The sequence below is a fragment of the Lysobacter antibioticus genome (genome assembly GCF_000731095.1).
In the GTDB taxonomy this organism is placed as follows: Bacteria; Pseudomonadota; Gammaproteobacteria; order Xanthomonadales; family Xanthomonadaceae; genus Lysobacter; species Lysobacter antibioticus_B.
Genome location: NZ_JMTZ01000011.1, coordinates 140,298 through 150,239, shown reverse-complemented (window position 1 = coordinate 150,239; position 9,942 = coordinate 140,298). Strand labels below are relative to the sequence as shown.

Sequence of the window (9,942 nt, the reverse complement as noted above, 5' to 3'; positions counted from 1 at the left end):
GCAAAAGAAAGTAACCCGGCCGCGTCAGCGGACGGAAGCTTTAGACCTTGATGTTGCTTCATCGCTCTGCGGCAAGGAACGCACCAACCGCGAGTTGCGCGGTCGCGACTCGCGTCGCTCCTACCCCCGCGACGGCACGTCGCTTCGATGAATGACGTCGGCGTTGCCGTGTCTGCGCGTGCCTTGGTCGCGGCTTACGCCGCTCCTACAAGTGGCTGCAACCACTCGCGAGCGCCCCTGCCAGAGGCCAAAAAGACCGCGATTACCCACTCGGCTATCATCCCCCATCACGGTCCACCCGCCCCACCCGGTGCCGCTCCACGCCCCGTACCGCCGCCAGAGCACGCAATGACCCTACCCGCCTCCTTCGACGCCTTCCGCATCCATAACGACGCCAGCGGCTACCGCAGCGGCATCGAGTCGGTCTCGCTCGACGATCTCGCGCCCGGCGAGGTGGTGATCAAGACCGCGTACTCGTCGGTCAACTTCAAGGACGCGCTGGCCGGCACCGGCGAAGGCAAGATCCTGCGCCGGTTCCCGCTGGTCGGCGGCATCGACGTCGCCGGCCACGTGGTCGCCTCGAGCGATCCGGCGTTCAAGGAAGGCGACGCGGTGCTGGTCACCGGTTGCGGCCTCAGCGAGGTGCGCGATGGCGGTTACGGCCAGTACGCGCGCCTGCAGGCGCAGTGGACAATTCCGCTACCGGCCGGCCTCAGCCTGCGCGAGAGCATGATCCTCGGCACCGCCGGCTTCACCGCCGCGCTCGCCCTGCACCGCATGCTCGACAACCGGCAGACGCCAGCGCAGGGGCCGCTCGCGGTCACCGGCGCCACCGGCGGCGTCGGTTCGCTGGCGCTGGACATCTTCAGCCGCGTCGGCTTCGAGGTGCACGCGATCAGCGGCAAGCCCGAACAAGCCGATTACCTGCGCTCGATCGGCGCCCGCGAGGTGCTCGGCCGCGAGGCCCTGCAGACCGCGCGGCCGATGGAGTCGGCGCGCTTCGGCGGCGGCCTGGACAACGTCGGCGGGCCGATGCTGGCCAGCCTGCTCGCCCAGACCGCGCCCTACGGCAACGTCGCCACCGCCGGGCTCGCCGCCACCCACGAGCTGGCGACCACGGTCATGCCGTTCATCATCCGCGGCGTGTCGCTGCTCGGCGTGGCCTCCGCGGGCACCGCAAGAAGCATCCGCGACGAGATCTGGCAGCGCCTGGGCAGCGACTGGAAGCCCGCGCATCTGGACCGGATCTGCACCCGCGAAGTCGGTCTGGCCGAGCTGCCGCAGGTATTTCCGGGCATGTTGGCCGGCGGTTCGGTCGGCCGGACCCTCGTCGTGATCTAGTTGGCATTGCAGCGGCGCGGCGCGTCGCTACAATCGGCCGCAGGTTCTTGGGGGAAACACATGGCGCGTATTCTGATCGTCGACGATTCGCCGTCCCAGCTGATGGGCATTCGTCGCATCGTCGAAAAACTGGGGCATGAAGCCTTGACCGCAGAGGACGGCGCCGCCGGCGTCGAAGCGGCCAAGCGCGAGCTGCCCGATATGATCCTGATGGACGTGGTGATGCCGAACCTCAACGGGTTCCAGGCGACGCGCTCGATTTGCCGCGAATCCACGACGAAACACATCCCGATCGTGCTGGTCACGACCAAGGATCAGGACACCGACCGCGTCTGGGGCATGCGCCAGGGGGCCAAGGCCTACATCACCAAGCCGTTCAGCGAGACCGATCTGTCCGAGATCATCGCGCAGCTGCTGCCTTCGGCCGCCTGAATGCGGCACGCGGGCCCGGCAGGCCGGCGCCTCGCAGCAGAACGAACAAACCCGGCGCAAGCCGGGTTTGTCGTTTCCAAACTCGCTTCAGCGCATCGGCGGCGCACTCGGGACACGACGCACCGGCTGCGGCATCGCAGTCGACCGGCCACGACGCCCCACGCGGCCGATGGCCGCGGCAGCGCTCAGACCCGCCGCCAATCCTCGCCGAAGGCCGCCCGCATCGCCTCGTAGGCATCGTGCTGCGCCGGCGTTTCCGCGCGCGGCGCCAGCACTTCCAACTCGACGATCTGGTCGCCCGCCTGGGTGCCCGGCAGGCCGCGGCCGCGCAGGCGCAGCTTGCGCCCCGCCTCGGAGTTGGCCGGGATCTTGAGCTCGACCGGGCCGCCCAGGGTCGGCACGCTGATGGTCGCGCCGAGCGCGGCTTCCCACGGCGCCAACGGCAACATGTAGATCACGTTGCGGCCGTCGACTTCGAAATGCGGATGCGCGGCGTATTCGATCTCGAGCAGCAGGTCGCCGTGTGCGCCCTGCCCGGCCAGGCGGATCAGCTGGCCGGGGCGCACGCCCTTCGGCACGCGCACGTCGAGGGTCTTGTTGTTGACCGAAATGCGGATGCTGCCGCCCTCGTACACCGTTTCCAGCGACACCGCGAGCTTGGCCCGGGTATCGCCGCGCGGCGGCGCGCTGCGGGCGCCCTGCTGGCCGAACCCGCCGGCCGCCGAGCGGCCACGACCGAACAGGGTCTCGAAGAAATCGCTGAAACCGCCGCCGGCGCCACCGCCGGCGAAGATCTCCTCGAAGTCCGGGCTGCCGCCGCCGTAGCCGCCCGCGCTGGGCTGCACTTCGTCGCCGGGCCGGTAGCCGCGTGCGCGCAACTGATCGTAGGCCGTGCGCTTCTGTGGGTCGCGCAGCGCCTCGTAGGCCTCGTTGACGGCCTTGAACTTCTCCTCGGCGCCGGCCTCCTTGCTGACATCGGGATGGTACTTTCGCGCCAGGCGACGATAGGCCGTCTTGATCTCGGCCTCGCCCGCGCTCGGTTCCAGGCCGAGGGTTTCGTAATAATCCTTGAACTGCATCGTTGCTCCCCACATACAAGCGCCATACGCGGCGCAGCCCACTCACGCCGTCTTGACGCATCATTAGCCTGACAGCATGGCGGCGACGACCGCGATTTCAAGTCGCGTTGACGCGGTATTTAGCACCTGCTGCCTAGACTCGAACCCCCACAGGAGATTTCCATGAGCATCCAGGTCGGCGAACGCCTTCCCGAAGTCGTACTCAAGCGCATCAACGAAGGCATCGAGAGCGTCGATACCCGGGCCCTGTTCGACGGCCGCAAGGCCGTGCTGTTCGCGGTGCCGGGCGCCTTCACCCCGACCTGCTCGGAGAAGCACCTGCCCGGGTTCGTCCAGCATTTCCAGGAGTTCCGCGACAAGGGCATCGAAGTGCTGTGCCTGGCGGTCAACGACCCGTTCGTGATGCAGGCCTGGGCCCAGAGCCAGCACGCGCCGGACGGCATGATCATGCTGGCCGACGGCAACGGCGACTTCACCCGCGCGCTCGGCCTGGAGCTCGACGCCAGCGCCTACGGCATGGGCACGCGCGCCAAGCGCTTCGCGTTGTACGCCGACGATGGCGTGGTCAAGCAACTGCACGTCGAAGAACCCGGTGAGTACCGCGTGTCCTCGGCCGAATACATGCTGCAACAGGTCTGAGCCGCGGCCGGCCCGGATCGCCACAGGTCCGGGCCGCTCGCTTCATCGACTCCATCGACGCGCCGCTGCGTTTCCTCTTCACCCGCCCGCACGAGGTTCCCGCTCTCTTCCCCCGACCAGCCAGGAGGCACCATGCCTGCCAAGCCCGTCAGCAAGACCGTCGCCCGTCCCGCATCCACGCAATCGTCCGCCGGCAAACCCTCGGCGTTCGTCACCGACCTCGCCACCATCCGCGCGCGTGCCCGCAAGCACATCGAAGACGGCGCGATCACCGACAGCTACCGCGCCGACCGCGAGGCGGTGATCAAGTTGCTCAACGAAGCCCTGGCGACCGAAATCGTCTGCGTGCTGCGCTACAAGCGCCATTACTTCATGGCCAGCGGCCTGATGGCCGACGCGATCAAGGCCGAATTCCTCGAACACGCCAACGAGGAACAGGCGCATGCCGATCGCATCGCCGAACGCATCGTCCAGCTCGGCGGCGCCCCGGATTTCAATCCCGACGTGCTGTCCAAGCGCGCACATGCCGAATACGTCGAAGGCACCGACCTGCGCGACATGGTCAAGGAGGATCTGGTCGCCGAACGCATCGCGATCGACAGCTATCGGCAGATCATCGATTACATCGGCGACCAGGACACCACCACCAAGCGCCTGATGGAGGACATCCTGGCGCAGGAAGAAGAACACGCCGACGAACTGGCCGACCTGCTCAACGGCTGGACCGGCGGATAAGCCGCAACAGCCAACGGCCGCGGCTCGCCCCCGCCCCTGTAGGAGCGGCGTGAGCCGCGACCGCGATCTTTCCCGCACGGTCGCACACTCAGTACGATGGCGTCGGTCCCTATCCCGCGATAATTCACGCCTTCGATTACTCGCGAAGGCGTTGCGGACTCTTCGTCCCGTGATCGCGGCTCACGCCGCTCCTACAGGGGCAGGACACAGTCGCTCATGCGGGAGCGGTGAGCCGCGACCGCGATGCTTCCCGTTCGCTTCGCCTCCTCAGGCCGCCTCGCCCTGCGCTGCCTCGGCGAACAGGCCGCGGCCGAGCGCGAAGGCCGTATGCAGATGGGCGGCAGCTTCGTCGGGGTTGGTATGCAGTAGCAACTCCGAGGTCAGCACGCGGGCGCCGCAGTAATCGAAGATGCCGTGGTCGATTTGGGTCTTCATCGCCGCCTCATAACCGTGCTTGACGTAGGTGCCGGCGCCGGCGCCGCCGACGCCGAACAAATGCACGCTCAGGCGCTGCAGTTTCTTGACCACCCGCCCGTCCTTTTCCTCATAGGCCCAGCCGTTGGCGAATACTCGGTCGATCCAGCCCTTCAGCAAGCCCGGCATCGACCACCAGTACACCGGGAACACCAGGGCCAGCGCATCGGCCCGATCGATCCGCGCCTGCTCGGCGCGCACGTCCGCAGGCGCGTCAGCGCGCAGGTAGAAACCGGCGACGTCGTCGTGGTTGAAGCGCGGGTCGAAGCCTTCGGCCGCCAGGTCGGCGATCTCGAAGGCGTGGCCCGACTGCGCCAGGCCATCCGCCAGTTGCGCGGCGACGGCATGGGTCAGCGATTGCGGGTCGGGATGGGCGACGACGATGAGTGTGTTCATGAGGGCATCCGGCAGAAGAAAGAATTATTACCAAAGGTAACTTACTAGATGTAAGTTACCTTTGGTATGTTTCTTCGTCAAGCGCCGGGAATCCCCCTGCGAGGACCGACTCGGGCTTCGTGCTCGCCCTAACGCAACACCCGGAACCTCACCCGCGACCAGGCGCCGGTATCGGCCAACGCGGTCAGCGTGTGCTCGCCGACTTCGCCGAAGTCGTGGTCGAAACGCGCACGTCCCTGCGATTCGCCGATCAGGCGTCCGTCGAGCAACCAGCGCACCCGCGCATCGCTGCCGAGCGCGCGGATCGATAGGCGCAACGGCGTCGCATTGCCGGGCGCGCGCGCCAATGTGGCCTGGTCGTCGATGCCTTCGATGCGCAGTTCCTCGACCGCATCGCGGCCGTCGTCGCTACAGTCCGGCGCCAGCGGCGGCAGGCGCGCGGCCTTGCGGGTGTCGGCGGCGAGCCAGGGCGAGGCCAGCGCCGGCCAGCGCGCGAGTTCGCGCGAACGGCGCTCGTGCGGCTGGCTGCATTCGCCGGACAGGCGCAGGCCGCTGCGCGCATCGGCCTGGTAACGTTCCAGCCCGGCGTTCCACAAGCGCGCATCGCGTTCGGCGAAGGTCGGCGGCACCGAACCGTCGAGCGTCCACGCCTGCAGACGCCGGTGACAGAGTCCGGGCGCCTGCGGGTCCGGCGCGATGCCGAGCGGCCAACAGATCTCGATCTGCTCGACGTTCTTCGGTGGCGGCCGCAGGGCGGCGTCGCCGTTCTGCCGCGGCAAGCTGTCGATCACCTCGAACAACAAGGGCAAGGCGGTCACCGCGCCGTACTGGCCCGGCAAGGGCGTGCCGTCCGGCCGCCCGACCCAGACCCCGACCGTGTAGCCGCGCGTGCTGCCGAGCGCCCACGCATCGCGGAAGCCGTAGCTGGTGCCGGTCTTCCACGCCACCCGCGGCCGGCCGCGGGTGTCGAAGGTTTCCTCGACACTGCCGGGACGCGGGTTGGCTTCGAGAATCTCGCGCACGATCCAGGCCGCACCCGGCGACAACAGCCGCCGCTCCAACCTCGGCGCATCGCGCTGATAGCGCACGCGCCCGGCGATGCCGTCGCGATTGAACGCCGAATAGGCGCCGACCAAGTCCTCCAGGCGCGCGCCGGTGCCGCCGAGGATCATCGCCAGGTTCGGGCTCGCGCCGCGCGGCCACTGCAGGTCGATGCCGGCATGGGCCAGGCGCGCGGAAAAACGCGAGGGGCCGACCCGATCGAGCAGATCGACCGCGGGGATGTTCAGCGACAGGCGCAAGGCCGTCGCCGCGCCGACCGGGCCGTTGAAGGCAGTGTCGAAATTACCCGGGCGATAGCCGCCGAAGGATTGCGGCGCATCGACGAACAGGCTTTCGGAATGGATCAGGCCGTCGTCGAGCGCCAGTCCGTACAGGAACGGCTTCAAGGTCGAGCCCGGCGAACGCCAAGCCTTGACCATGTCGACGTGGCCGAGCCGCGCGGCATCGCCGAAGGTCACCGAACCGATATAAGCGCGCGCTTCCAGACTGGCGTTGTCGACCACCAGCAAGGCCGCCGAGGTGCGCTCGGGCAGGCTGGAGAAATACGCCGATACGCGATCTTCCAAGGTGCGTTGCAGCTCCAGGTCGATGGTCGACGCGACCCGCAAGGCCTTGGGGTTCTCCACGCGCAACCGCTGCGCGAGCAACGGCGCGTAACGCGGCGGCTGCAGCGAGCGCGCGACCACCGGTTCGACCCGGGCGTCGGCGACTTCGTCCTGCGACCAGACCTTCAGCGCCGCCATGCGTTGCAATACTTTGTCGCGCGCCTTGCGCGCACGCTCGGGCTCGCGATCCGGTCGCAGCCGGCTCGGCGATTGCGGCAACACCGTCAGCAGTGCGGCTTCGGCATGCGACAGACGCGACGAGGGTTTGCCGAGATACGCCCAACTCGCCGCTTCCACGCCTTCGACGGTGCCCCCGAACGGCGCGCGGTTGAGATACAGGCCGAGGATCTCGCGCTTGGACAAATGCACTTCGAGCTGCACGGCGCGCAGCATCTGCCGGCTCTTCGACCACAGGCTGCGCCGGTTCTGCCCCGGCGCGGCATCGAGGATGCGCGCGACCTGCATGGTCAGGGTCGAGCCGCCCGAGACCACGCGGCCGCTGCGCAGCCACTGACCGGCGGCGCGCAGCATCGCCACCGGATTGATGCCGGGGTGCTTCCAGAACCAGCGGTCTTCGTAATTCAGCAAGGCCTGCAGATACAGCGGCGAGACCTCGCTGTCGCGCACCGGATAGCGCCAGACGCCGTCGCGGTCGGCGAAGGCGCGCAGCGGCGTGCCGTCGGCCGCGGTGACCACGGCGCCGGCATCGCGCGGTTTCGGCAGCGGCAACGGAAACGCGAGATCGAGCAGCATCGCCACGATCGCGAACAGCATCAGCGCCAACAGCGTTTTCAGCGCGACACGGCGCCGGGGCGGACCGCGTCGGGACGGCTCGCGCCGGGGCGGAACGGAGGTTTCGGTGGACAGGGTGGACACGTTACGACCGGCAAAGACCATGATCAGCTTACGTCAGCGCGGCGCGCCGTTGCCGGGGAGGCAGCGGCGCGGCGCGGCAGGCGCTCAGCCTGCGACGTTGAACGCGGCCAGGCGCAGGCGTCCATCGATGAGGTACAGGATCAGGCTTTCGGCGCCCTCCTGGCGTTCGACGCTCTTGCCGCCCTCGCCGTCGGCCACTTCCACCTCTTCGGCCGCCGCTGCGATCACCGACACTTCGGCGTCGATGAGGTCGCGGTTGCCTTCCTCGCGGTCGGCGTCCGGATCGGGCTGGATGCTGATCGAATACGTTTCTTCGCTCTTGCCGCGTTGCTGCGAACGGCTCGCCACCAGGGTACCGTCCGGCTCGCTCGCGAAGGTCTGCCCGATCACCTGCTCGATGGTCTCGGCATAGGTGTCGGCGCGCGAATCGGGAAACAGGTCGGCGTAGTGCTTCTCGGCCAGGGCGCGATCGATCTTGCCGCCGGCGGCCTTGGCGGCTTTTTCCAGCTCGGTCTCGTAGATCGGCAGGCCGATGGCCTCGAGCGGAAAGTTCATGCGGCCGAGCACGATGTTCTTGTCGCGCGTGCGGAAGGCCCGGCCCAGTTCGGCGAGTTCGGACAGGACGCGCTGCTGGCGGCTCTGGTGTTCGGCCTGGGCGACGGTCTGGCCGTTCCAGGCATAGACGTAATAGTCGGTGGTCTTGGGCCGCGCCGCCGAACAGATGTCGATCGCGCGCAGGTACAGGCGGCCGGTCGAGATCTTGTCGAGCTCCGGGCAGAACTCCGGCATGCCGGCTTGCGGCAGCGCCTGGAAGTCCTGGCCGCGGCTCATCAGCACCACGAGTTTCTTCGACGCGGCCATGGTCGCATCGGGCGTGCCCTGGCCGAACAAGACCACGACATCGTCGTGGCCGTCGCGGTCGAGATCGCCAACCAAGTGTTCGAAGCCCAGCCGTTCGAAGCCGGGGTCGAGCTTGCGCAAGGCCGCGAAGGCGCGCTCGGCGGTGGCTTTTTGCGCCTCGGCGGTGGCCGCCGGCGCGGACGCCGCCGGGGCTGCAACGGATGCATCTTTCGGCGCGGCCGCATCGGCCGGCGCGGCGTCGGTGCCCGACTGGCAGGCGGCCAGGCCGAGCATCAGGGACAGTACTGCGATCTTGCGCATGTTCGCTCCTTGCGTGGGGTGGCGGTCGCAGCCTCGGGCCGGACCTCGGGCGGTACGAGTGTTGCGGCGCGACCGGGCGTCGGTCGCGCGCGTCGGATTTCAGGCGTCAGACTTCATCGGAATTGTGGTCGAGCAGGTACAGCTCGCCTTCGATCAGACGGAAATTGGCGTGGTAATGGCTGCCGTCGCGCTGCGGCCATTCCAGCATGACCTCGGCATCGACCACGTAGCTGGCGTCGTCGGTCTCGATCAGGCCCTGATCCGGGCTCAGATCGATCTGCAACCGATACTCGCCGCTGCTGCTGGCGTCGCGGCCGCGCACCTTGGCCTGCCATTCGTCGCTGCCGAGCGACTGCAACCCCGCCTTGCGCAAGCGCTCGACCGCCGTGGCGAAAGCCTCGCGCCGCGGCGCATCGACGAACAAAGAGCGGTCGATGCCCTGCACTGCCGGCGCCGCACCGGGGCGGATCGACAAGGGGTGCTCGCGCAGATGCCGGATCAGCACCTCGTCGCGTTGTTCGCGCAATGCGGTTTCGATTTCGGCCAACTGCGACAGGATGCGTTGCTCGGGCGATTCCTCATCGAGCTGGCGCAAGCCCTGCCCCGACCATTCGTAACGGTGATGCGCGATGGCCTTCGGGAACGGCACCATGCAGGCTTCCAGCTCATCGACCCGCAGCACGCCGTCGACGACGCCGCGCAGGGCCGCGCAATAGCCGAACAGATTCTCGCCGTCGTCGGGCACCAACTGCAGCCCGCCTTCGCGCGCCATCAGCATGCGCACGTGATTGGCGACATGGCGCATCGCCCCCTCTTCGCCGATGCCGTACTCGACCGCGATGTCGTCGCGACCGTCGCGATCGAGGTCGCCGATCGCGTAGTCGGCGTAGTAGCGGTCGAATTGCGGCGTGTCCTTGCGCATCAACGCCTCGGCGGCGATCTGCAAGGGATGGGCCGGGGCCGGCGCTTCGACGACAGGCTGGGCCGGGCTGGCCACAGCCTCGGCCACGGCGACCGCGGTGGCATCGGCGGTCGCCTGCGGCGCTGGATCCGACGCCGCCGGCGCTGCCGGCAGCGTACAGGCCGCCAGCAGCGAGGCCAGCGCGGCGGAAAGCACCGCGCTTCCCGCCGCCCCGCTCCGG

At 68.3% G+C, this 9,942-nt stretch carries 9 protein-coding genes; 4 read left to right on the top strand and 5 right to left on the bottom strand.

Translation table 11 applies throughout. From position 1 onward, the window contains the following. Positions 1 to 348 precede the first annotated feature (348 nt). A complete protein-coding gene (locus tag EX88_RS0104535; RefSeq protein WP_031370811.1) occupies positions 349 to 1,341 on the top strand; it encodes a YhdH/YhfP family quinone oxidoreductase in 993 nt (330 codons plus the stop codon). 60 nt (positions 1,342 to 1,401) lie between these two features. Then, complete coding sequence (pilH, locus tag EX88_RS0104530; protein ID WP_031370810.1) at positions 1,402 to 1,773, top strand: twitching motility response regulator PilH; 372 nt, start codon at positions 1,402 to 1,404, stop codon at positions 1,771 to 1,773. A 185-nt stretch (positions 1,774 to 1,958) separates the two neighbouring features. Here the strand turns inward: pilH and EX88_RS0104525 are convergent, their stop codons facing one another. Beyond that, positions 1,959 to 2,852: a DnaJ C-terminal domain-containing protein gene (locus EX88_RS0104525; RefSeq protein WP_031370809.1), complete on the bottom strand. Its 894-nt coding sequence runs from the start codon at positions 2,850 to 2,852 to the stop codon at positions 1,959 to 1,961. A gap of 162 nt (positions 2,853 to 3,014) precedes the next feature. On the opposite strand from EX88_RS0104525, the gene EX88_RS0104520 reads away from it, so the two are divergent. Both EX88_RS0104520 and EX88_RS0104515 read left to right on the top strand, forming a co-directional pair. After that, positions 3,015 to 3,491: a peroxiredoxin gene (locus EX88_RS0104520; protein ID WP_031370808.1), complete on the top strand. Its 477-nt coding sequence runs from the start codon at positions 3,015 to 3,017 to the stop codon at positions 3,489 to 3,491. A gap of 132 nt (positions 3,492 to 3,623) precedes the next feature. Then, on the top strand, positions 3,624 to 4,226 hold the full coding sequence (locus EX88_RS0104515; RefSeq protein ID WP_031370807.1) for a ferritin-like domain-containing protein: 603 nt from the start codon (positions 3,624 to 3,626) through the stop codon (positions 4,224 to 4,226). A 267-nt stretch (positions 4,227 to 4,493) separates the two neighbouring features. Here the strand turns inward: EX88_RS0104515 and EX88_RS0104510 are convergent, their stop codons facing one another. The 4 genes from EX88_RS0104510 to EX88_RS0104495 all read right to left on the bottom strand — a co-directional run bounded on the left by EX88_RS0104510 (position 4,494) and on the right by EX88_RS0104495 (position 9,917). Next, on the bottom strand, positions 4,494 to 5,096 hold the full coding sequence (locus EX88_RS0104510) for an NAD(P)H-dependent oxidoreductase (protein ID WP_031370806.1): 603 nt from the start codon (positions 5,094 to 5,096) through the stop codon (positions 4,494 to 4,496). Between the two features lie 128 nt (positions 5,097 to 5,224). Continuing rightward, positions 5,225 to 7,537, bottom strand: a complete 2,313-nt coding sequence (gene pbpC / locus EX88_RS0104505; RefSeq protein WP_161786077.1) for a penicillin-binding protein 1C — start codon at positions 7,535 to 7,537, stop codon at positions 5,225 to 5,227. Positions 7,538 to 7,723: 186 nt separating this feature from the next. Beyond that, a complete protein-coding gene (locus EX88_RS0104500) occupies positions 7,724 to 8,800 on the bottom strand; it encodes a hypothetical protein (RefSeq protein ID WP_031370804.1) in 1,077 nt (358 codons plus the stop codon). Positions 8,801 to 8,906: 106 nt separating this feature from the next. Then, on the bottom strand, positions 8,907 to 9,917 hold the full coding sequence (locus EX88_RS0104495; RefSeq protein WP_031370803.1) for a hypothetical protein: 1,011 nt from the start codon (positions 9,915 to 9,917) through the stop codon (positions 8,907 to 8,909). Positions 9,918 to 9,942: the final 25 nt, after the last annotated feature.